The organism is Martinezella sp. CNPSo 3890 (assembly GCF_057784455.1).
The window spans coordinates 148,200-172,140 of record NZ_JBXSOR010000009.1 but is presented as its reverse complement, the minus strand read 5'-3'; the positions used below and the strand labels follow the sequence as shown (position 1 = coordinate 172,140).

The window sequence follows — 23,941 nt, the reverse complement described above, 5'->3', positions numbered from 1 at the left end:
GACTCTGCATGCGCTTCAAGGTGTTTGGGACGCAGCCATCCATCCGCGGGCGCTGAGACACCCCGGCCGATGACTGCCTACGATGGAAAGGGAAGCGCCGCTCTTATCGCGGCGCTTCTTCAAGCTTTACTTGACGCCGTTGATCACGGCTTTCGGAACGGCATTGTGGATGAGGCCCCACTTCTTGAGGATCTCGTCATAGGTGCCGTCCTTGATCAGCCCGTCGAGAGCACCGGCAACCGCATCGCGAAGAGCGGTGTTGTCCTTCTTGAAACCAATGCCAAATGTGTCGTTGCTGAGCAGCGGCTCGCCGACGAGCGTGTAGGTGTTCGGCTCGATACGCATCTGGTAGGCGATCGTTTCGATGCCCTGCACGACCGCGTCATAACGGCCCTGCTTCATGCCGAGACGGGCGGCGTTCGAATCCGCTGTTCCCTCGAACTTGATGGCGGGCTTGCCCTTGCCTTCGCAATTCTGCGCGCTCCAGGCCTTGACGTTATCACCGAAGGAGGTGCTGCGGCTTCCGGCAACTGTCTTGCCGCAAAGGTCGGTCGCCTGCTTGTAGGTGGCGGCATTGGCATTGACGGTGAAGAGGATCGGGCCGCTGGTGATGTAATCGACGAAGTCCATACTGGCCTGGCGCTTCACGTTGTCGCTCATGCCGGAGATGATCATGTCGGCGCGGCCGGTCTGAAGGCCGCTCTGCAGCTCCTGGAAGGCGGAGGTCACGAACACGGTCGTCAAGTTGAGCTTCTTGGCGATCGCATTCGCCAGGTCGACGTCGAAGCCATCGATCGTGCCGGTATCCGGATTGACGAACTCCATGGGCGGATAGATCGGGTTGGTCATGATGCGTAACTCGCCGTCCTTGATGAGGTTCAGGCTCGAGTCCGCGGAGGCGGCAGTGGCCGCGAGCGAAAGCAGGGCCGCCGAAACGGCGAGACGAATGAGTTTCATGCGATTGTCCTCTGATGATCTTGCTTCGGGTTTTTCTTGTTAAAGCACCGCAGAGATGAAGTTCTTCACTCTGGGATTCCTGGGGTTTTCCAATATGTCGCTGGGTGTGCCGGTCTCGACGATCATGCCGGCATCCATGAAGACGACACGGTCGGCGACCTCTCGGCAAAAGCCGATTTCATGGGTGACGACGATCATCGTCGTCCCGGAGGCGGCAAGCTCCTTCATGACGCCGAGGACTTCGCCGACAAGTTCGGGATCGAGTGCCGAGGTCGGCTCGTCGAAGAGCATGGCCTTCGGTTTCATGGCGAGCGCACGGGCAATGGCGATGCGCTGCTGCTGACCACCGGACAACTCGCCTGGATAGGCGCCCGCCTTGTCGGCGAGGCCGACACGCCGCAGAAGAACGCGCGCCTCGGCGAGGCACTCCTGCTTCGGCCGCTTCTGCACGCCGACCGGACCTTCGATGATGTTCTGGAGGACCGTGCGATGCGGGAAGAGATGAAACTTCTGGAAGACCATGCCGACGGCCTGCCGCTGGCGGGCGATCTCCCGATCCGGCAGCGGAAAGAGCCGATTGCCCTCGCGGCGATAGCCGGCGATTTCATCTTCGACCGTGACATAGCCGGCATCGATCTGTTCGAGCTGGTTGATGCAGCGCAGGAAGGTGCTTTTTCCCGAACCGGAAGGTCCGATAATGCAGACGACTTCGCCTTTCTTGATCTCGAAATCGATATCCTTCAGGACATGAAACGTGCCGAAGTACTTCTGCAGGCCGTGCGCCTTGATGATCGCGTCCATCAGCTTGCCTCCCCGGTGAGAGTCTGGTTGGCCGCCTGCTGGGCGCCCGCATCCCGCCTGCCCCAGCCCTTGGAGAAATGCCGCTCGATATAGATCTGTGCGATGCTGAGGATGGTGACGACGACCATGTACCAGATGGCGGCGACGATCAGCAGTTCGATGACCCGCGAGTTGACATAGTAGATGTCCTCGACGTTTTTGAGCACTTCCGAATATTGAATGACGCTGGCAAGCGAGGTGAGCTTCACCATGCCGATGGTTTCATTGCCGATCGGCGGGACGATGACACGCATGGCCTGCGGCAGAACGATTTTCAGTGTTGCCCGCAGTTTCGTCATGCCGATCGATTGGGCTGCTTCCATCTGCCCCTTGTCGATCGACAGAAGGCCGGCGCGCACGACTTCGGCGGTATAAGCACCCTGCTGAATGCCAAGGCCAAGGAGGGCGGCAACGAAGGGTGTCATGACATCGACGGTGCGGAGCGACCACAATCCGGGAATACCGATCGTCGGGAAGATCAAGGCAAGATTGAACCACAGGAGAAGCTGCAGCAACGCCGGCGTGCCGCGGAACAGCCAGATATAGCCGACCGAGATACCGCGCAGAACCGGATTGTCCGACATGCGCATGATTGCGGCAACGACACCGAGAACGATGCCGACGATCATGGCGCAGAAGGTCATGATGATCGTGTTGCCGACACCCGCCATGACGGCCCTGGTGAACAGGTTCTGTCCGACATATTCCCAGGCGATATCGCCCTTCCAGAAGGCTCTCGCCAGAAGAACAAGCAGGATAACGCAGATCGCCGCCATGATCTTCGTGCCTATTTTTCGCTGCGGCACGATCACAAGCGCATTCACGTCCAGTGGCGCTGAATTCATCAAATTTCGATCCCCTGAGCTCGTTGGTGAGCTTCCGTTTTCTAATGGGAAAAGCTTACGTTGCTTTTGAATTCGGCCACAAACGAGATTTGAACATGCAATTTATGCGCCTTCCGCATAAATCCCGACATTCACCAGGACGTGACGCCGTCTCGCTGCCTTTAACAGAGACGCGAGGAACGACCGACGCGAATAATCTGATCAACCAATTGACGGCAATGCCATATCGGTGCTGTTGCTGACCGGAAGAAGAAGCCGAGGCTGAATGGCGGCACCATGGAATGAGGCAGAGGATCTCGCACGATCGCTTACGGATAATGCGTTGATCGTCATATCCCATCGGCGATCGCTACCAAGGAAGTGCGCTAGTCAATCAACCGGATCCGTCGTAGGGTGGCGGTTCTCAAAGCAAATAGCCTTCCCTTGCGAAACATGCTTATTCCGCGTGCTCTTCCTGTCATATCTCTCATTGGAGAACCCTCATGAACCTCGAGCTTAACGGTAAACTGGCTCTGGTCACCGGCAGCACCGCCGGCATCGGTCATGCCATCGCGGCAACTCTCCTTCGCGAAGGCGCCCATGTCATCGTCAACGGACGAACCCAAGATGCGGTCGATCGCACGGTCGCCGAACTTGCCGCGATCGGAAGTGGCCACGTTGACGGATTTGCCGGCGATCTCGGCACCGAGGCGGCGGCCGATGCGGTCACGAAGCGCTTCCCAAACGTCGAGATCCTGATCAACAACCTTGGCATATTCGAACCCAAGCCATTCGAAGAAATCCCCGATGCTGACTGGCGACGTTTCTTCGATGTCAACGTGCTTTCGGGCGTTCGTCTCGCGCGTCTTTATCTGTCGTCGATGCGCCGGCATAACTGGGGGCGCATCATCTTCATATCGAGCGAAAGCGGCGTGCATATTCCTGCCGAGATGGTGCATTATGGTGTGACCAAGGCGGCTCAGATCGCGGCAGCGCGCGGTATCGCCGAATCCGTTGCCGGCACCGCGATCACGGTCAACAGTGTGCTACCTGGTCCAACGAAGTCGCGCGGGGTCGAGGATTTCGTCGCAGCGTTGCCCGGATCCGAAGGAAAGAGCTTCGCGCAATTCGAGACCGAATTCTTCGAGAAAATCCGGCCAACTTCACTGATCAAGCGCTTCACAACGCCCGAAGAAATAGCAACCATGGTCGCCTATATCGCGAGCCCGCTTTCCTCGGCCACCAATGGCGCGGCGCTCAGGGTTGATGGCGGCGTGGTGAAGAGCGCATTCTGACCGTCACGGCGAGAATGCATTGTGCTCGTGAGCGGCTCATCGGCACTCCACCGACCTGAGCTTCAGCACTTGAATGGACTAGCTTATAAATACAGATAATCACGGAGTGCGTCAGCTTTACTCGAACACCTTGGAGATGACGAGAGGGTCCAAAGCCCAACATCGCCGACGAAGATGCCAACATATTTTTGGCATTGTGACGTGATTCATCTCGTTAGAAGAGCCTAGTCCGGAATGGTTGACGAGTGCCGTCCCGAATGTTCCGCCAGACTCCGCGCTAACCGCGGCATTTGAGCGATCCGCTCAATTTGCGCGACGTCGCGAAGGTCACGTTGGACGATTCCTGGATATAATCCGCGTGTCCCGGTCTTGGCCGCGACAGCCAGTCCCCAGACGGCCAGGACGGCTGGTAGAATGGCGGTCCGCGATCTAGTGCTCCTATTGGAGCATTAGCCATGACATCCTTGCCCGCCAGACAGCGGAAAGTTGGGGAGCCGAGGGGATTGTTCGGCTGGTAGCAGATGTTCGGCGCGATTTCCCGAAATGATCGACCGGATGCCACGCGGCACATATGCAATCCGCATTGTTGCTAATCTACAACATTTGATTGAATAATGAGCCCAGAAAAATCAATCCTGAGGATTCTTGCGCATGGTAAATTGCCTTTCAGGTTGCTTTATATAGTACTTCAATTGAGTAGAGGGGCGTCAGCCACAATGCAGACGGGCAAGCACAAGAGCAATTTCCTGCTTTTCGTGGTGGGGTTTGCTCGGTCTTTGGGTTGGGCAAATGAAAAGCGTCGAACAGCTGGCGACCAGGACCGCGGGAAGAAAACCCTGTCCTGGGAACAATAGTTTCGCATTGGAAAATGCTCTCGCGAAAATTCAAGCCTACCGTGCAATGCGGAACGCGAGACAGCTCTCAAAAGTAACGACGCGATCGATAGATTTCGGCGCTCGAGCTTACACGCTGCTGATCAAGATAGTGCTGCTCGCCGCCCTATTTTGCACCGGTCTATTACTTGCAACTCCGGGCACAGCCCACGCGGCATGCACCACCCTCAACTTCCCCGATTCCCATACGACGCCATCGACAAGTCCCATGGCTTCCGGCGGGACGCTGAATGTCAACATCGGGACACTCTGCGATCCAGTTGGTCTCAATCCCATTGGCGATCCAAACGTAGTTCTTCCACAGCATGGAACGATAACGAACTACAACTCAGCTGCCGGCTCGTTCACCTACACGAACAGCGGCGACGGAGCGACCCAAGACACCTTCACCTTGGTCGATGCGAGCGCGCATCCCTTCACGGTCAATATTGCGATCGCGCCAGCGGGATTGACACCACCTACTGCCGGCCCAGTCAGCGCCACGGTAAGCCATGGCAGCACTTCCAATACCATTACGCTGAACCTGTCGGGAGGAGCAGCTTCCTCGGTGGCCGTCGGGACGCAGGCGTCCCACGGAACCGCCACGGCCAGCGGCACCTCGATCACCTATACGCCGACAGCGAGCTATTCCGGGCCGGATAGCTTCACCTATACAGCGACCAATGCGGCCGGCACCTCATCGCCCGCGACAGTGACCATAACGGTCAGTCCCCCGACGATTACGCTCGGGCCAACGACGCTCACCTCCGGCGCTGTCGGAACGACTTATAACCAGACCGTCAGCGCCACCGGTGGCACCAGCTCTTATACTTATGCCGTCACATCAGGCGCTCTTCCCAACGGCCTTAGCTTGTCGGCAACGACAGGCGCGATTTCTGGCACACCGACAGCCGCTGGCAGCTTCACTTTCACAATTACCGCGACCGACAGCTCGACTGGAACCGGGCCGTTCACGGGTTCGATATCTTATACTTTGAGCATTTCCGCGCCAACGATTTCCGTCAACCCAGCCTTCTTGTCGGCGGGCACGGTCGGAACCGCCTATAGCCAAACCATCACGGCATCGGGGGGCACCAACTCTTATAGTTTTAGCGTCACATCGGGTTCTCCTCCGACCGGCTTGACGCTCTCTCCCTCAGGCACGCTTTCCGGCACGCCGACAGCCGGCGGCACGTTCAGCTTCACGGTCACCGCGCGCGATAGTTCCACCGGTACGGGCGCACCATTCACCGGTTCGAGGGCCTACACCCTGACCATCGCGGCGCCGACAATTACGATCGCGCCGGCGACGTTGACGACCGCGACCGTCGGTGCCAGCTACAACCAGACCATCTCCGCATCAGGCGGCACCAGTTCCTATAGCTTTGCCGTTACCGCAGGTTCGCTTCCGAACGGCCTGACCTTGTCATCGGGAGGTGTGATCACCGGCACGCCGACGGAGGGAGGCAACTTCGGTTTCACTGTCACGGCAACGGACAGTTCCACGGGTACAGGCCCCTTTAACACCTCAAGAGCCTATACCCTGACGGTTTCATCGCCAACGATTACGGTCGCGCCGACCACGCTTCCGTCTGCCACCGTTGCTGCCACCTATAACCAAACCATTACGGCAACGGGCGGGATCGGCACCTATAGTTTTGCCGTCGCAGCGGGCGGCGCGCTTCCGGACGGCCTGACATTGTCGCCGGGAGGCGTAATCACCGGCACGCCGACGGCAGGCGGCACATTCACTTTCACGGTTACCGCGACCGATAGCTCGACCGGGACTGGGCCGTTCACCGGTTCGAGAGCCTATAGCTTGAGCGTCTCCGCGCCGACGATCACTATCAGCCCTTCGGCTCTGCCAGCCGCGACGGCTGGAACAGCCTATAGTCAGGCGCTCACGGCATCTGGCGGCACGGGTTCCTATACCTTCGGCCTCGCGAGCGGGAACCTTCCGCAGGGCGTGGCACTTTCCTCAGCCGGCCTTCTTTTCGGCACGCCGACCAGCGCCGGGAACTTCACTTTCACTGTAGTCGCGAGAGACAGCTCCACCGGCACAGGTCCCTTTACAGGCGCACAGGCCTATACACTGGCGGTTGCTCCTCCGACGATCACGATCACCCCCGCAACCCTGCCGGGGGGTACGGCCGGAACCGCCTATAGCCAGACACTGACCTCCTCGGGCGGAACTGCTCCCTACACCTACAGCCTCGCGAGCGGGAATCTCCCAGCGGGCGTGGCGCTTTCCTCGGCAGGCACTCTCATTGGGACGCCGACGACCGCTGGGCCTTTCAATTTCACAATCACCGCAACGGACGCCAACCACTTTACCGGCTCGCAGGCCTATACCGTTACGATCGGCGCCCCGACGATCACGATCACACCGGCAACACTGCCGGGGGGCACGGCCGGAATCGCCTATAGTCAGTCATTGACAGCCTCGGGCGGAACCGGCTCCTATACCTTTAGCCTCACAAGCGGGAGCCTTCCGCCAGGCGTAGCGCTTTCGTCGGCCGGTGCGCTCGTCGGCACGCCGACAACAGCCGGGCCTTTCAACTTCACCATCACCGCAACGGACGGCAACCACTTTACCGGTTCTCAGGCTTATACCGTTACGATCGGCGCTCCGACGATCACGATCACACCGGCAACCCTGCCGCCGGCCGGGATCGGGGCCGCCTATAGTCAGACCTTCAGTGCCTCCGGCGGCATCGGCTCCTACAGCTACACGCTCACGGCAGGCGCCTTGCCAGCCGGCCTCACCCTGTCGTCGGGCGGCATACTTTCGGGCACGCCGACCGCCGGAGGCACCTTCAATATCACGATCACGGCGACGGACAGCGCCGCTTTTACCGGCTCCAGGGCCTACAGTTTGGTTATCGGCGCTCCGACGATTGCAATCGCACCGGCGACGCTGCCGGTTGCGACCGTTGCCGCTGCCTATAACCAGACCGTCACCGCGTCTGGCGGCACCAGTCCTTATAGCTATGGGGTGACGTCAGGTGCCCTGCCCGCCGGCCTGACGCTTTCGTCGGCTGGTGTTCTTTCCGGCACTCCGACGGCATCGGGCACTTTCAATGTGACGATCACCGCAACCGATAGTTCGACCGGAGCCGGTCCCTTCACAGGCTCTAGGGCATACAGTCTGGCGGTCAACGTCCAGCCACCGATCGCCGGCAACGTCGCGGCGACCGTTGCCGCCAATTCATCGGCTAATCCGATCACGCTCGCCATCACCGGCGGCGGGGCGGCCTCGGTGGCGGTGGCAACGGGGCCCAGCCACGGAACCGCGACCGCCTCGGGGACATCCATCACCTACACGCCGAACCCGGGCTATAGCGGATCGGACAGCTTCACCTACACCGCAACCAATGCCTCAGGCACTTCGGCACCGGCAACCGTCAGCATGACGATCACGGCGCCAAACCTAACATTCTCGCCGCCGAGCGGTGCCCTGCCGGCGGGCATCGTCACCACGGCTTACAGCGAGACCATCACTGCTTCGGGGGGAACCGGCCCCTATAGTTACAGTGCTACCGGCACGCTGCCGGCCGGGCTGGCGCTCAACCATGCGACGGGAGCCATTACCGGCACGCCGACGACGCCGGGCAATTACAGCTTCTCCATCACCGCCACCGATGCCAACGGCGCCGTGACCTCCGCGACCTATACGATAGCCATTTCGCCGCCACCAACGACATTCGTATTCAGTCCGGCAGGCGGCCCCCTCCCCGATGCGATGGCGGGCGAAGCCTATAGCCAGCAGATCACCACAACCGGCGGTGCGGGCACGAACATCTATAGTATTGTCTCCGGCAACCTGCCGAACGGCCTGGTACTCAACATCTCCACTGGCCAGCTCAACGGTCCGATCTCGGCAGGCACGGAAGGGGACTACAATTTCACCATCCAGGTTCGCGATGGCAACGGCGCGACCGGGAGCGCCTCCTATAGCCTCAAAGTGAAGACCCGATCGGTTACCGTTCTGGACATGGTCGTCAACGTACCTGCAGGCTCGGCTCCGCCCGACGTCTACCTCAATCGCGGCGCGACCGGCGGCCCCTTCACCTCCGCGATCCTCGCTTTCGTGGAGCCGGCCAATGCCGGCACGGCAACGATCATCCAGGGTCAGCTGGCGCAGGCAGGCCCGGTCACCACTCCGGTTGGCTGGTACCTGCATTATGTGCTGAACCCCGCCTATTCCGGCCAGGTCCGGGTCGGCTACAAGCTTGTCAGCGCGCTTGGAACCTCCAATACGGCTACAGTCACCTATAATGTCAGTTATGACGCCGGGAAGGTTGCCGAGGATATCAGCAACCTCGTGCATGACTTCGTGCAATCCCGGCAGAACATGATCGCCAACACGATCGAGGTACCTGGGCTCCTGCAGCGCCGGCAGATGGAAAAGGCGACCGACCCGATCAGCGGTCGCATGATGCCATCGGAAGAGGGCATGACGCTCAGCTTCTCCACCAGCCTCACGCAGATGCGGGCCGCTGGCGGCGATCCGGATGCGGCGTCAGCCCGGTTCAACGTCTGGATCGGCGGTGCCTTCCTGACCCATGACGACAAGGGCAGCAAGGACACGCATAACTCGAAGTGGGGCAGTTTCGCCATGGTTAACATGGGCGTGGACTATCTGATCTCCGAACATGCGCTAATTGGTCTCTCCTTCCATTATGACCGCATGACCGACCCAACCGATGAGGACGCGGAACTGACGGGCAATGGCTGGCTTGCCGGACCCTATGCCTCGATCGAGCTCGGCAAGGGCGTATTCTGGAACGGCAGCCTGCGCTATGGCGGCTCGAACAACACCATCGATACCCAGTTCTGGGACGGCAATTTCAAGACCACGCGGTGGATGGCGGATACCTCGATCGAGGGCCAATGGTACCTCGACGAGGACACGACGCTGTCGCCGAAGCTCAGGGCGATCTATTTCTCGGAAAAGGTCGACGACTATACCGTTAAGAACGGTGCCGGCGATGCGATCACCATCGAAGGCTTCAACGAGGACCAATTCCGCGTCAGCCTTGGCGCCGAGATCGCAAGGTCCTTCATGCTCGAAAGCGGCGCCAAGCTGACACCGAAGCTTGGTTTAACGGGCGGCTTCTCCGGTCTCGACGGCGCCGGCGCCTTCGGTGCGGTCACCGCTGGCGTCTCTATACAGACAACGAACTTCTGGATGCTCGATACCAGCCTGCTCTTCAATATCGAGGGCGATGGCCAGAAATCCGTCGGCGCCAAGGTCGCCGCAAGCAAGAAATTTTAAGGGGGCTCCTCAGGGCTTCGCGAGGGTCGGCCAATCCTGAGGCCGCCCCATAGACGGCCGCTCCATGTTCGGTTTCAAATTATCCGGCTCGCCAGATCATGTCCTGTCCTTCGGTAGGAGATATCGCGCGATCTTCCTTGCTTTCCCCTTACGTCTGGCCGGGGAAATCGAAATATACACTCGAAGAAAGCGTCCGCCCGACGGGAGGAGTTTCGTGCCGGGATAACATTTGGTCGACCGTGATCGGTGTAACTTGTGCTTACGGAACGAACGATAGGCCGATCTCCATGGCAGGGGCTGTCCGTGAACGGGTAGTCCGGTGTTTTGAACACTCACATCCTTGTATTTTTAATTTATACAACCGCGCAACATGATGATGAATATAGACTTTTACGATTTTTTGATAACCGATCACAACCTTTGATTTTTAAAAAAATAATAGAAATTCCCTGAATTTTTATACCTATGAGGGTCAAATTTGTTCTTGCATCTATCGTATTGATTGAGAGATGATGGCAAATAATATAATTAGAATATTCAGGGGTATGAGATGTCAGACGTGTTTCTTGGCCAGATTATGCTCACAGGATTTCCGTTTGCGCCTAGGGGCTTTGCGCTTTGCAATGGCCAGATTCTTCCCATCGCGCAGAACCAAGCCTTGTTCTCACTATTGGCCACCTACTACGGTGGAGATGGAATTCGAACCTTTGCCTTGCCCAACATGCAAAGCCGTACGCCTGTCGGATTTGGACCTTCCGTGGATCCCGCCTGGCAGCCCGCGCCATACAATATCGGCGAAACCGGCGGTGCAGAAAATGTGACCGTGCTGCAGCAGCAATTGCCTCAGCACATTCACCTCGCGACCGGGACGACCAGCAACGGCACCGTGCGTAGCCCGAGTAATGCGCTTTACGGCACCAACAGCGCCAATATCTACGGCCCTTCCAGTGGCGATACGGTGGTGCTGTCGAGCCAGACCGTGACTCCCGCCGGCAACACCCAGCCTCACGCCAATATGCAACCCTACGACGTAATCAATTATTGCATTGCGCTGCAGGGAATTTTTCCGTCTCGCAGCTGATCAGCTCTTGTCAACCTTTTGCTCGGAGGATCAACGATGAGCGCCCCCTTTGTCGGAGAAATCCGGCTTTTTGGCTTTTCCCGCGTGCCCTACGGATGGCTGCCGTGCGACAATTCGCTGCAGTCCATCTCCATATATCAGGAACTGTACACGTTGATCGGTACGATCTACGGTGGCGATGGCATCACAACATTCGCGACGCCCAATCTATGCGGGCGCGTGCCCATGCATCAGGGTGCGGGGCCGGGTTTGTCGACCTATGTGATCGGCCAATCCGCTGGCAGTGAGAACGTCACACTCCTACCCTTGCAAATGCCGTCGCACACACATCCATACCTTGCCACCACTGGCGCCGCGACCAGCATGGCTGTTGGACCGACGGTCGAACTTGGCGCGGTGAGCGGCGATACGATGTATGCGACGGATATAAGCGGAGCCACTCCGATCACCACATCACCGGCGGCAACGCAGATGACGGGATCGACGACCCCGCATGACAATACGATGCCGACGCTAACGGTGCAGTATTGCATCGCATGGGCCGGCATCTTTCCCTCACAGGGTTGAATCGCGCCTTTTCCATCGAGGACATTGCTATGACACAACCTTTTATCGGTGAGATCCAGCTGTTTGGTTTCGACTTCGCTCCGCGCAACTGGGCATTCTGCAATGGCGCGACGATCCCGATCCAACAGAACACCGCGCTTTTTTCCTTGCTTGGCGTCCAGTATGGCGGCAACGGCACCACCACATTCCAGTTGCCCAACTTCGCCAATCGCGCAGGCTGCAATCAGGGACAGGGACCAGGCCTGACGCCACGTACCGAGGGCGAGACCTTCGGCAGCAACGGAGTAGCGTTAACCCAGGCGCAGATGCCGGCACACGCGCATTCCTTGACCCTCTTTAATCAAGGCGACACGTCCAAGCGAGCCGCGACACCGAGCGCCGGAAACGCCTTGAGCCTGCCGAATTCGAGCAGTCCGTTTCTGGCCAATGCCCAGCCGAACGCGCAGTTCGCGCAAAATGTTATCGGCATTGCGGGCGAGGGCCAGCCGCACGAAAACCGTCAGCCCTATCTCGCGGTCAACTTCAGCATCGCGCTCAGCGGCACATTTCCATCCTTCGGTTGATGTCTGGCGCAGTGGTCGGCCAGCTACCGGAGTTTCCTGCGCGCCCTGGCCATCATCGGCTCGATGTTCCCGCCTGCATGCTGCGTCCCGCGCGGCTGGACGATATTCCGTTTTTACGCCAGCTTTACTGTTCGTTTCGCGAGAATGAACTGGCGTTGATGCCGTGGTCGCCGGAGGGCAAACAGGCTTTTCTAGATCAGCAATTCAATCTCCAACATCGCTATTATATCGCCACCTTCCCGCAAACAGACTTCCTCATCATAGAAAAGGACGGCATTTCCATCGGCCGCCTTTACCTTAATGTCAGCACGGACATCTGGCACATCATCGATATCGGATTTCTACCGGAATGGCGTGGTTTGGGCCTGGGCACCGCGACGCTAAAAGCCATTCAAGATGCGACAGCAGCGAGCAAAAGCTCGGGGATTACCTTGCATGTCGATCGAAACAACAGACGTGCATACGAGCTTTATCAGGTCTTGGGATTTAAGACAGTTGACGCCACCGATACCCACATAGGCATGGAGTGGAGCAGACATCAGCTTCCGTCAGATCCGCGGGATTCATCATCCTGAGTCAATTGAAGATCGCCTGGTAGATGATCCCATCTTGATCCCTGGCGACCGGCACCAGGAAGATGTCGAGAATTCCAAGCGTGGCGTTGTTCAGCCTATAAATCTGCTGCGGAAAGACAACTTTCGATCCGCTGCGAAACAGCAGCGCGAATGGCGCCCGCGTCAATCCGGCGAAGCCTCGTTCAGGCAACGGCCGCGCCTCGGTCAATGTAAAGACAGGGCCGCCTCCCCCCATATCGATTTCGAACCCCTCCCCGACACAACGGGCGAAATGATCCAGCGTTACAATCCCCATCCCAACCTCAATTAGTTCTTGAACGCCTTTTGATTGCAGAGACTTACGATTGGTATTCGTGATTGAAGTGTATCAAGAGATTGAGAAGAAACAAGTAACTCGTCTTCTTCAAAGAGATCATGCTGCGCGCCGGCTACAATTTGATGAAGCGATTGGCGCGAGCAGCAAACCCGCTTCATTTGGGACGATCCCGAGCGATTCGCCAAATGTTTTCATGGTGCATGCCACCAAAAATGGCTTTCGTCATAAAAGCTGACACATCGAAGCTCGGCGCCAGCGGACGTGGTGCCCTGTTGTCGAGGCTCTACGTGTCGGCTCACGAGCCAATGAGGCCGTTGGATCAAGGCGTCGGTCGAATGCCGGAAGCTGATTGATCTATCGTTACCCAGACGCATCGCGGTAGAATCATGGATAGGACGACAGACATATTCGTCGGCCATTTGCAAAGAATGATTTCGCGGCATTGCAATAGTTGATAACGCACTGCAATATAGCTGTCACAAATCTGTGCAGTTAGGGTTCCGCGCGATGAGGATTTGTATTTATAAGTCGGAAAGAGCACCTGAGCTCACCCTCCTGCTGCGAGAGGGATTGCCTCTCCCGCACGACACCAAGATAGACAAATGGACTAAAATCAAGGTGGTCACCGATCGGGAAATGAGATCAGACCTTTTGATTGAGATTGGCGGTGCCGGATATGCGTTGGTGCGCCTTGGCGCGACTAAACGACATTAGCCAACAGGGGGCCACCTTTCGGTCGTATTATCACCAAACGACCGTGGCGCGAATTAAGATAGCCAGCGCGTTCACGTTGGAACTTACATGCGTCCGATCCGGAATTTGTAGCCGTCCGTTTCGGAGCTTCATTGCGAACGCGTGCCGACTATCGGGAAGGCACGCAGGTGTCCGGTTGGAGTCGCCTTCATCTTATTCATGCTTTTGATGGGAGTTGTGCCCTCTTTCCTCTAACACATTGTAATATCGCCACATTCTAGGTGTCTCGACGGCGTCTGCGTGGTAAGCCCGCGCAGTGGCATGAAGTTCGGCTGAAAACCGCAGGATATGCGAGGATTCCCGCCAGAGGGCGGCTCTCAGTCCGAGGCGCTCCTCAGGTGACAGGCGACTTGCCACGGCAATCAAGAGATTGGTCAAAACATGATCATCCGCCGATCGGTTGTTTTGGCTCTGGTAGAAATCGCTGGTTACGCTGATCCGACAGGCTGTGCTCGGCGATTTGCCGTAGCTGGCAAGAAAGGTCGTGAGCGCTTCCGTCAACTCCTGATTAAGATGATCGGCTTGGGGCACGGAGGTCAACCAGGATTGCAGCTGTTTCTCCGCTCGACGCCCATCGCGTCTGGCGCGAAGAGCCACTTGCCATCTTCGGTTGAAGAGCATACCAAGTGCGAGCATATGCCAGGCGACGCCGGAGGTCGGCGCTGCTGTCTAGCTCTGCCTTGAACCGCTCGATATTTTGAAGCACATGGGAAAGTGTCGGTGCGATTACGGACATTTAAGCTCCCCTTCTGGTAATTCATTCCTTTGTGAATTTACGGGATCAAATACGCCGTAAGATTGTGTGCCAGTAATTCCGGAATAAGATGATTTTGTTTTGCCTCTAAGGAGCTTTGCAGGAAAGCTCAGCGAGAATGGCCGATTGCTTCGAGACGGCAATTCCGACGGCCGCCAACGTCGCCGGCCCAGACAATTAATCCTGCGTTCAGGGTGGTGCGGCTAGTTAAGCGGCAATCATCGCCCCAGTTACCGTCAACTGGGGCGCTGCAATGAAGATCTCAGGCTCCGGGTTGTCGTTTCTGGAACTCTGCATTTGGGAAACGACGAGACAAAAGCGAAAGACACATGTCATCTAAAGATACTGTCAACGATTCTGCTCCAACTCCTCAGATGGCTCATCTGGATCGCGAATTCGGAATTCGCGCCACTCTCTTGTCCAACGATCAGCTGAGAGCGATGGCAGCAAAGTTTGCAGAAACTCGCACGCTTGATCTCCTAAAATTCAGTGGCTTCGATTTCTATCTCCGACATAAGGAGAACGAAAACGAGATCCTGCGGGTCTATCGCGCCGCCGCCGCGGATGTCGATGCTGGCGAAAGCATCACGCCAGCTGCCGAATGGCTGCTCGACAACCACTACATTGTCGAAGAGGCAATCCAGGAAGTTCGCCGTGACTTTCCGAAGAAGTTCTATCGCGAACTGCGCAAGATCAATCTCGACGGCACAGAGGTGCCGCGCACCCTCGCACTTGCCTGGCTCTACATGGCGCATGCGCACAGCAATATCAGCAATGCTGGCATGACCGCGGTCACCGAAGGGTTCCAGGACCGCGAAACCTTACGGATCGGCGAACTCTGGGCGCTGCCCTCGCTGGTGCGCTATGTCTTGATCGACAATCTTCGCCGGGTGGCATCGCAGATCGATAAGAGCCGCGAAATGCGCGCGGCGGCCAATGCAGCGGCCACCGAGGCAATTTCGCTCGGTGACGCCGGCGCGGCGCAACATCTGGAAACGCTGGCCGCCAATCTCGACGACACGACCTTCGTCACACAGCTCCACTATCGTCTTCGCAATGCACTCGAGCCAACAGAAGCTGCGTTGAATTGGTTGGAGGCCAAACTTTCCGCCAACGGAACGGATGCCGAAGCCGTCATGTCGGCGGAGCAGACCCGTCTTGGCGCGGCCAATGCGCTGATGGGCAGCATCATCAAGAGCCTGCGCGAGATCAACGACACCGACTGGTCCGAATGGGTCGAAGAGGTCAGCACCATCGACAAGCTCCTCTGGCAGCAGACGGATTATGCAGAGCTCGATGCCGGATCTCGCAACAGCTACCGCCGCCAGATCGAAAAGCTCGCGAAGCGGTCCGACAAGACGGAGATGGATATCGCCGAGGCCGCCGTGCGGCTGACCGACCGTGCAAAGAATGAGAGCAGGGACGGATCTGCAAGCAACGTTGGCTACTATTTCGTCGGCGACGGGCGCCCGGCACTGGAGGCGGAAATCGGCTTCCGGCCGACGCTCGGCCTGCGGTTCATGCGGATGGTCCGCAAGCTGAACTGGCTATCGATCGCCGTTCCCGTGCTTCTCCTGACTTTGCTGGCGCTCGTCTTGGTCGAATGGGCATTCGTCGACGCGGGAATGCCGCTGTTTGCGACGATCGTCCTGCTGCTGATGTTCGCGCTCCCAGCATCCGAGGGCGCGACCGGCCTCTTCAATTTCTTCGCCACGTTCTTCATCACGCCTGATCGTCTCGTCGGCTATGAATTCAAGAAGGGCTTGCCGGCGGACGCCCGCACGCTTGTCACCATTCCTTCCCTGATCGGCAGGCGTGAGCACGTGGATGAGCTCGTTCGCAATCTTGAAGTGCATTACCTTGCCAATGCCCGCGGCGAAATCTACTACGCACTCCTGACCGACTGGCCGGATGCCGAGGAAGAACAGACCGCCCGCGATCTCGACGTTCTCGATTATGCGCGCAGCAAGATCGCCGAACTGGAATCACGTTATTCGGAAGAAGGCAGGCAGCGCTTCTATCTCCTGCATCGCCGCCGACAATATAACCCGGCCGAAGGCGTGTGGATGGGCTGGGAGCGCAAGCGGGGCAAGCTGCACGAGCTCAACATGCTGCTGCGCGGCAGCCAAGACACGAGCTTTATCGCGGGCTTCGATGCCGTGCCGGTCGACGTCAAGTACGTCATGACACTGGACAGCGACACGCGCATTGTTCGCGATACCGTCACGAAGCTCGTCGGCAAGATGCACCATCCGATCAATCGCCCGGTTTTCGACGACAAGAAGCAGCGTGTCGTCGATGGCTATGGCGTGCTGCAGCCGCGCGTGACGCCGTCGCTGACGACGGGCAAGGACGCATCGACCTTCCAGCGCGTCTTCTCGGTCAATCGCGGTCTCGATCCTTACGTCTTCGCCGTCTCCGACGTTTATCAGGACATCACCGGCGAGGGTACCTTCACTGGCAAGGGCCTTTATCATGTCGATGCCTTCGAAGCCTCGCTGAAGGGGCGGATCAGCGAGAACTCGATATTGAGCCATGACTTGCTCGAAGGCTCGATGGCGCGATGCGGTCTGGTGACGGACTGCGAGCTCGTTGAAGATTTCCCGATTCGCTACGAGGTCGAAGTCTCGCGTCAGCATCGCTGGGCTCGCGGCGACTGGCAGCTCATTCCGTACATTTTCGACGAGCGCCGTGGCATTACCGCGCTCGGCTGCTGGAAGATGCTCGACAATTTGCGTCGCTCGCTGACGCCGATCGCCTGGTTCTTCGCTTCCGTGCTCGGTTGGTACTGGATGGATCCTTTCGGCGCGCTCATCTGGCAGATCCTGCTGATCTTCAGCCTGTTCGTTGCTCCGACATTGTCACTGATCAATGGCATCATCCCGCGAACCAGCGACATCATCCTGCGGGCGCATCTCCATACCGTCTGGAAAGATATTGAGAATGCCAATGCCCAGGTGGCGCTGCGCATCATCTTCATCGCCGACATCGCCTGCGTCATGGCGGATGCGATTGTCCGCTCGCTCTACCGCATGTTCGTCAGCCGCAAGCTGATGTTGCAGTGGCGCACCGCCGCAAGTGCGCAGGCCATGGCGCAGACGACGATCCTCGGCCATTACAAGGTCATGTGGCGCGCGCCCCTCCTGGCCATTGTGGCGCTGGTCTTCGCCGCCTCTTCCGGCGACATCGCCTGGCTGGTCGGACTTCCCTTCGCGTTTCTCTGGGTGCTGTCGCCAGCCATCGCCTGGCTGGTCAGCCAGACGGCGGAAACCGAAGATCGGCTTGTTGTGCCCGACCACGTCCGCAACGAATTGCGCAAGATCGCGAGACGTACCTGGCGCTACTTCGACCACTTCGTCGTTCCCGATCAGCACTTCCTGCCGCCCGACAACGTTCAGCAGACGCCGCATGCTGTCGTCGCCATGCGTACATCGCCGACCAATATCGGCGTCTATCTGCTGTCGGTCATTTCGGCGCGTCGTTTCGGCTGGATTTCGTTCGAGGACGCGGTCAAGCGCATCGAACAGACGATCGAGACGGTCGAAAAGCTGGAAAAATATCGAGGTCATCTCTTCAACTGGTATCATACGGACACGTTGAAGCCGCTGGGCCGCAAATATGTATCCTCAGTCGATAGCGGAAATTTTGCCGGCCATCTGATCGCCGTTTCATCCGCATGCCGCATCTGGGCCCAGTCTCCTCTTGCCCATATCCACACCGATCTCGACGGCATCGGCGATGTCGCGGCAATTCTGCGCGAGGTGCTTTCGGAGCTTGATGACGATACGCGGTCGAACCGATCCCTTCATGACCGGCTGGACGGCCGTATCGCCGAGCTTGAAGCGGCGGTCGCGACCGGTAAACGCGAGAAGGAATTCTCCTCTGGCCTCATCGAACGATTTGCCGGGCAGGCTCGGGAAATCCGCGAACTTGCCGGAAGCCTTGACAGGGAAGTCAAGACCACGCGGAGCGAGGAAGTCGTCCATTGGGCGGAGAAGTTGGTCGAAACCTGCGAACTCCATCAGGTCGACAAGGCTTTCGATCCCGCCCAGGCACCTGATATCAGCGAAAGGCTGATCCGGATCGGCAATCGCGCCCGTGAAATCGCCTTCGATATGGATTTCAGCTTCCTCTATCGCCCGGAGCGCCGGTTGCTGTCGATCGGCTTCCGCGTCGAGACGGAAGAAGTGGATGCCGCCTGCTACGATCTACTTGCTTCGGAAGCTCGTCTGACGAGCCTCTTCTCCGTAGCAAAAGGTGATTTGCCGACGGAGCATTGGTACAAGCTCGGCCGCCACGTCGTGCCCGTCGGCACGCGCGGTGCGCTGGTCTCGTGGTCCGGCTCGATGTTCGAATATCTGATGCCGCCTCTCGTCATGCAGGAGCGCAGCGGCGGGATTCTCAACCAGACCAACAATCTGATCGTTCTGGAGCAGATGAACTATGCGCGCAAGCTTGGCACGCCGTGGGGCATCTCGGAAGCGGCCTTCAACGCCCGCGATCATCAGATGAACTATCAGTACAGCAACTTCGGGGTGCCGACGCTCGGCCTGAAACGCGGTCTCGGACAGAACGCCGTCATTGCGCCCTATGCCTCGTTGCTCGCAAGCCAGTACAATCCGGTCGCAGCCCTCGAAAACCTAGAGCGGTTGCGGGCCGTCGGCGCGCTCGGCATGTATGGTTTCCATGATGCCGTCGATTTCACGGCAAGCCGCGTGCCCGAGGGCAAGCAATGCGCGGTGGTTTACAACTATTATGCGCACCATCACGGCATGTCGATCGCCGCTGTCGCCAATGTGGCTTTCGACGGCTTACTGCGCGAACTGTTCCATGCCGATCCTGTGATCGAGGCTGCCGAATTGCTGCTGCAGGAAAAGGCGCCGCGCGATATTCCCGTCATGGCCTCGAAGCACGAAACCGACGCGCCGGCGACCATCCAAGGCGACCTGATGCGTCCGGAAGTGCGGCGCCTCGAAGACCCGGCATCGCGCGAGCGCGAGCTATTGCTGTTGTCGAACGGCCGTTACTCCACGATGCTGACGGCGACCGGCTCCGGCTACAGCCGCTGGAAAAATCTCTCCGTCAATCGCTGGCGTGCCGACCCGACCGAGGATCGCTGGGGATCGTTCGTCTTTCTGCGCGACACCGCATCGAACGAATGGTGGTCGGCAACGGCGGAGCCGCGCTCGATCGCCAACGAGCATGTTCGCGTAAGCTTCAGTGACGACAAGGCGGAGTTCATCAAGACAGTTGGTGAGCTGACGAGCGAAATGGAAGTCTTCGTCGCAAGCAATTACGATGCCGAAGGCCGCCGTCTGACGATCAGCAACACCGGCACGGAAGATCGGGTGATCGAGGTGACCTCCTACATGGAGCCTGTCGCCACTCTCGATGCCGTCGATACGGGTCACCCCGTCTTTGCGCGTATGTTCCTGAAGACAGAAATCGCCGCGAAAGGTGACGCAATCTTCGTCGAGCGGCAGAAGCGTGGCGTGACGGATCCCGAGGTCGCCATCGCCCATCTCATCGTCGATACGTCGGGCGAGAGCCTGCAGACACAGTATGAGACGGACCGCATGCGCTTCCTTGGGCGGGGGCGCACGCTGACGGAAGCTGCCGCGTTCGACGCAGGTGCGGAACTTTCCAATTCGAGCGGCTTCACGATGGATACCTGCCTGTCGCTGCGCAGGACGCTTCGTGTGCCGGCAGGAGAAAAGGTCAGCGTAACCTTCTGGACCATTGCCGCGGCCGAACGCACCGAGCTCGAGGCGGCGGTCGATCACTATCGCCAGCCCGAAAGCTTTGCCCAGGGTCTTGTTCAGGCCTGGACGAGAACGCAGAGCCAGCTGCGCCAGATCGGCGTCAATTCGAAGGAGGCGGCCGCCTACCAGCGCTTTGCCCGCTACATTATCTATCCGGACATGGCGCTGCGTGCCGACAATAAGACGGTTCGCGAAGGCCTAAAGTCGCAGTCCGTTCTTTGGGGAGCGACTCTCTCCGGTGATGCACCACTGATGACCTTGCGCATCACCGACGAGCTCGGCACCGATCTCGTCAAGGAACTTCTGCGTGCGCAAGGCCTCTTGCAATCGCGCGGCGTCGAGGTCGATCTTGTCATCTTCAACGAGCGCACCGGTGAGGCGGCTGCCGAAATGCAGCGTACCGTCGACCAGCTCTGTGACGCGGCGCGTCACGCCAGCGAGGTTGCCGGCATCCAGCGCAATATCTATGTCCTGCGCAAGGATCTGACGACTCCGGAAGCCTATGACGCCATCATCGCCGCCTCGCGCGTCGTGCTGCGCGGTCGCGACGGCAGCCTCATCGATCAGGTGCAGAAGGCCCGTTCCGTTTCCGGTACGCCCGCGCTGCTTGGTCAGTGGGGCGATTCCACCCTGGTGCCGCGTATGGTTCGCGACACTGTCGGGACGCCCCCAGTCGACGGCAGCGATCTTGTCTTCTGGAACGGCTATGGCGGCTTTGCGGCCGACGGCAGCGAATATGTCGTGCGCCTGTCCGGCGGCGAACAGACGCCTCATCCGTGGGTTAACATCATGGCCAACGAGAGCTTCGGCTTCCATGTCTCGGCGGAAGGCGCTGCCTTCACCTGGAGCCAGAATTCCCGCGATCATCAGCTGACGCCCTGGACCAACGACATGGTCACAAACCGTCCGGGTGAGGCCTTCTATCTGAAGGATCTCGACCGCGGCTCCGTCATCGTGCCCTACGCGTCGCTCGCGCAGCGCGCAGACACGCGCTTCGAAGCCCGGCATGGCCTTGGCTACTCGATCTTTTCGACGGTTCAGGACGAGATTTCCCTGGAGGTCACCCAGACCCTCGACATGGAAAAGCCCGTCAAGTTGACGCGACTGCGTATCCGCAACGACGCGGGAGAAGCACGCAAGCTGCGTCTTTACGGCTATGCCGAATGGATTCTCGGCAACAACCCGACCAAGAGCAAGCCCTTCATCATCTCGAGCTTCGACAGCGTGAGCGGAGCGGTCTTTGCGAAAAATCCATTCAGTGTAAGCTTCGGGGCACGCGTGGCGGCATTCGCGGCAAGCGAAACACCTTCGAGCGTTTCCACCAGCCGGCGCGAGTTCATCGGCCGGCACGGGACGATCCAGCAGCCGCGCACGGTTTCGGCCGGCTCGCGGCTCTCCAATGCCGTCGATCTCGATGGTGATCCCGCAGCCGCTATGGCATTCGACCTGACGATCGAGTCAGGTGAAGTGCGCGACATCTGCTTTTATATGGGTGATGCCGCCTCGCAGGAGGAAGCCGCCGCTCTCATCGCCGACATCCGCTCCATCGGTTTTGCGGAGGTTCTAGAGAAGACGCGTGAGTTCTGGAAGAGCTTCACCGGCAAGACGCACGTCTCGACACCGGACAAGCGGCTTGACTTCATGGTCAACAATTGGCTGCCCTATCAGACCTATGGCTGCCGCATCATGGCCCGTACCGCCTTCTACCAATCGAGCGGTGCGTGGAACCTGCGCGACCAGCTGCAGGATTCGCTGGCCTTCCTGCTGCATTCGCCTGAGATCGCCCGCAAGCAGATCCTCAATACCGGCCGCCGTCAGTTCCCAGAAGGCGATTTCCAGCACTGGTGGCTGGAAGATAGCGGTGCCGGCGTTCGCACGAACATCTCCGACGATCCGGTCTGGCTTGCCTATGCCCTCGACCAATATTGCACGGTGACCGGCGACGCTTCGATCATGGACGAGATGCTGCCCTTCGTCGAAGGCGCGCAGCTCAGCCCCGGCCAGTACGACGCCTTCCTGCAGCCACGTGTCTCCGACGAGACCGCATCGCTCTACGAACATGCCGCTCTCGGCCTCGATCTCGCGATCAAGCGCACGGGCGTCAACGGGTTGCCGCTGATGATGAGCGGTGACTGGTGCGACAAGATGGATCGTGTCGGCGTGGCCGGCCGTGGTGAAAGCGTTTGGCTGGGCTGGTTCCTCGCGGGCGCCCTGCGTCGCTTCATCGCCTATGCGGAAAAGCGCGGCGACACGCAACGCGTCAGCCGTTGGGCGGATCATCTTGAAAAGCTCAAGGCCGCGATCGAAACGGCCGGATGGGATGGCGAATATTATCGCCGTGGTTACTACGACAACGGCGCGCCTCTCGGCTCCAGCCAATCGGCGGAAGACAAGATCGACTCGATCGCCCAATCCTGGAGCGTGCTCTCCGGCGAGGGAGATGCCGATCGCAGCAACATGGCCATGAACGCGGTCCTCGATAAGCTGGTTGATGAGGAGGGCAAGTTCATCCGCCTGCTGACGCCACCTTTCGTCAAGCCGGTCAATGATCCCGGTGTGATCAAGGCCTACCCGCCAGGTGTCCGCGAAAACGGCGGCCAATACACGCATGCCGCCATGTGGACGGCTCTTGCCCTTGCCCGGATGGGCCGCGGCGAGGACGCCTGGCGCGCGGTCGAAATGCTGAACCCCATCAACCACGCGCTCGACAAATCGTCCGCGGAGACCTATCGCGTCGAGCCCTATGTCATCGCCGGCGACGTTTATGGAGAAGGCGACCTCAGGGGCCGCGGTGGCTGGAGCTGGTACACCGGTTCGGCCGGGTGGTTCTATCGCGTCGCAATCGAAGGTATCCTCGGCATTCGCACCGACAGCGGGCGATTGCACATCAAGCCTGCGCTGCCGGCCGGATGGGACGGCTACTCGGCTGCGCTGGAACTGCCCAGCGGTCGATACGAAATTTCGGTTTCGAGAGTTGATCCGACAGGAGGATATGCGATCACGATCAATGGGACCGCAATCGATGATCCGCGGGAGGGATATTTGCTCGCGGCATCGTAGGCGAAATCTCGCTGTAATCCAGCCAACCGCCGAATTGTTGAGTATGTATGGATTGGAATTGGAGGCGGAGCCCATTAGGCCACCTCCAATTCACCAGCTGCGCGCTCTTATCTCCTTCGGAGGGAGTTTATCGAATTGAGTCTGCAACTGAGGCCAGCGGCTGTTTGACAATAGAATACCTCCGCTATCGTGTTGGGACCGCGGCCTGCCAGCAGAATGAAGCGCCAGATGTATCGATGCGAAAACCTTGCTGATCGACGAGCACCACCATCCAACAGGAGGCCAGTCTCGGTAGCTGGATATTCGACTAATTCGCGCGAGGCTTTCGCGGGGTGCGGCCTCTGCTCGGCGCGGCGTCAGCCACAGGGCGCCAATTAAATCGCGAAGCAGGTGGCCGAGACCGGGAGCGTAGTCACAGGGGCAAGGCGCCGCGCCTCGCCATTC

Annotated in this window: 12 protein-coding genes; 8 read left to right on the top strand and 4 right to left on the bottom strand. The window is 58.9% G+C overall.

Annotated elements, in window-relative coordinates; genetic code table 11:
- Positions 1-126 precede the first annotated feature (126 nt).
- Genes AC13RC_RS21085 through AC13RC_RS21075 form a run of 3 tightly spaced genes read right to left on the bottom strand, consistent with a single transcriptional unit; the run spans position 127 to position 2,642 of the window.
- Positions 127-957 carry an ABC transporter substrate-binding protein gene (locus AC13RC_RS21085; protein ID WP_113352155.1) on the bottom strand — a complete coding sequence of 277 codons (831 nt, stop codon included), beginning with the start codon at positions 955-957 and terminating at the stop codon, positions 127-129.
- 39 nt (positions 958-996) lie between these two features.
- A complete protein-coding gene (locus tag AC13RC_RS21080) occupies positions 997-1,758 on the bottom strand; it encodes an amino acid ABC transporter ATP-binding protein (RefSeq protein WP_113352156.1) in 762 nt (253 codons plus the stop codon).
- Positions 1,758-2,642: an amino acid ABC transporter permease gene (locus AC13RC_RS21075; protein WP_113352157.1), complete on the bottom strand. Its 885-nt coding sequence runs from the start codon at positions 2,640-2,642 to the stop codon at positions 1,758-1,760. The genes AC13RC_RS21080 and AC13RC_RS21075 overlap by 1 nt, the downstream gene beginning before the upstream one ends.
- A gap of 482 nt (positions 2,643-3,124) precedes the next feature.
- On the opposite strand from AC13RC_RS21075, the gene AC13RC_RS21070 reads away from it, so the two are divergent.
- The 6 genes from AC13RC_RS21070 to AC13RC_RS21045 all read left to right on the top strand — a co-directional run bounded on the left by AC13RC_RS21070 (position 3,125) and on the right by AC13RC_RS21045 (position 12,852).
- Positions 3,125-3,916 carry an SDR family NAD(P)-dependent oxidoreductase gene (locus AC13RC_RS21070; protein WP_113352158.1) on the top strand — a complete coding sequence of 264 codons (792 nt, stop codon included), beginning with the start codon at positions 3,125-3,127 and terminating at the stop codon, positions 3,914-3,916.
- 1,101 nt (positions 3,917-5,017) lie between these two features.
- Entirely contained in the window at positions 5,018-10,066 is a 5,049-nt protein-coding gene (locus AC13RC_RS21065; RefSeq protein WP_488558334.1) for a putative Ig domain-containing protein, read from the top strand.
- 550 nt (positions 10,067-10,616) lie between these two features.
- Positions 10,617-11,147: a phage tail protein gene (locus AC13RC_RS21060; RefSeq protein WP_069611887.1), complete on the top strand. Its 531-nt coding sequence runs from the start codon at positions 10,617-10,619 to the stop codon at positions 11,145-11,147.
- A gap of 36 nt (positions 11,148-11,183) precedes the next feature.
- Positions 11,184-11,714, top strand: coding sequence for a phage tail protein (locus tag AC13RC_RS21055; RefSeq protein ID WP_113352161.1), 531 nt, complete (start codon positions 11,184-11,186; stop codon positions 11,712-11,714).
- Between the two features lie 29 nt (positions 11,715-11,743).
- Positions 11,744-12,277, top strand: coding sequence for a phage tail protein (locus AC13RC_RS21050; protein ID WP_113352306.1), 534 nt, complete (start codon positions 11,744-11,746; stop codon positions 12,275-12,277).
- Positions 12,277-12,852 (top strand): GNAT family N-acetyltransferase, encoded by a 576-nt coding sequence (locus AC13RC_RS21045; RefSeq protein ID WP_113352162.1) that lies wholly within the window; start codon positions 12,277-12,279, stop codon positions 12,850-12,852. The genes AC13RC_RS21050 and AC13RC_RS21045 overlap by 1 nt, the downstream gene beginning before the upstream one ends.
- 1 nt (position 12,853) lies before the next feature.
- On the opposite strand, the gene AC13RC_RS21040 is transcribed toward AC13RC_RS21045, so the two are convergent.
- Complete coding sequence (locus AC13RC_RS21040) at positions 12,854-13,147, bottom strand: DUF6916 family protein (RefSeq protein ID WP_113352163.1); 294 nt, start codon at positions 13,145-13,147, stop codon at positions 12,854-12,856.
- 49 nt (positions 13,148-13,196) lie between these two features.
- Between AC13RC_RS21040 and AC13RC_RS21035 the strand changes: the two genes are divergently transcribed.
- Entirely contained in the window at positions 13,197-13,403 is a 207-nt protein-coding gene (locus AC13RC_RS21035; RefSeq protein ID WP_162748800.1) for a hypothetical protein, read from the top strand.
- Between the two features lie 1,601 nt (positions 13,404-15,004).
- Complete coding sequence (locus AC13RC_RS21030) at positions 15,005-23,497, top strand: GH36-type glycosyl hydrolase domain-containing protein (protein ID WP_113352166.1); 8,493 nt, start codon at positions 15,005-15,007, stop codon at positions 23,495-23,497.
- Positions 23,498-23,941: the final 444 nt, after the last annotated feature.

What these genes read in the sequence shown, in the direction of transcription:
- AC13RC_RS21085 (WP_113352155.1), bottom strand. Translation starts at nt 957, where the DNA reads ATGAAACTCATTCGTCTCGCCGTTTCGGCGGCCCTGCTTTCGCTCGCG.
- AC13RC_RS21080 (WP_113352156.1), bottom strand. Translation starts at nt 1,758, where the DNA reads ATGGACGCGATCATCAAGGCGCACGGCCTGCAGAAGTACTTCGGCACG.
- AC13RC_RS21075 (WP_113352157.1), bottom strand. Translation starts at nt 2,642, where the DNA reads ATGAATTCAGCGCCACTGGACGTGAATGCGCTTGTGATCGTGCCGCAG.
- AC13RC_RS21070 (WP_113352158.1), top strand. Translation starts at nt 3,125, where the DNA reads ATGAACCTCGAGCTTAACGGTAAACTGGCTCTGGTCACCGGCAGCACC.
- AC13RC_RS21065 (WP_488558334.1), top strand. Translation starts at nt 5,018, where the DNA reads ATGGCTTCCGGCGGGACGCTGAATGTCAACATCGGGACACTCTGCGAT.
- AC13RC_RS21060 (WP_069611887.1), top strand. Translation starts at nt 10,617, where the DNA reads ATGTCAGACGTGTTTCTTGGCCAGATTATGCTCACAGGATTTCCGTTT.
- AC13RC_RS21055 (WP_113352161.1), top strand. Translation starts at nt 11,184, where the DNA reads ATGAGCGCCCCCTTTGTCGGAGAAATCCGGCTTTTTGGCTTTTCCCGC.
- AC13RC_RS21050 (WP_113352306.1), top strand. Translation starts at nt 11,744, where the DNA reads ATGACACAACCTTTTATCGGTGAGATCCAGCTGTTTGGTTTCGACTTC.
- AC13RC_RS21045 (WP_113352162.1), top strand. Translation starts at nt 12,277, where the DNA reads ATGTCTGGCGCAGTGGTCGGCCAGCTACCGGAGTTTCCTGCGCGCCCT.
- AC13RC_RS21040 (WP_113352163.1), bottom strand. Translation starts at nt 13,147, where the DNA reads ATGGGGATTGTAACGCTGGATCATTTCGCCCGTTGTGTCGGGGAGGGG.
- AC13RC_RS21030 (WP_113352166.1), top strand. Translation starts at nt 15,005, where the DNA reads ATGTCATCTAAAGATACTGTCAACGATTCTGCTCCAACTCCTCAGATG.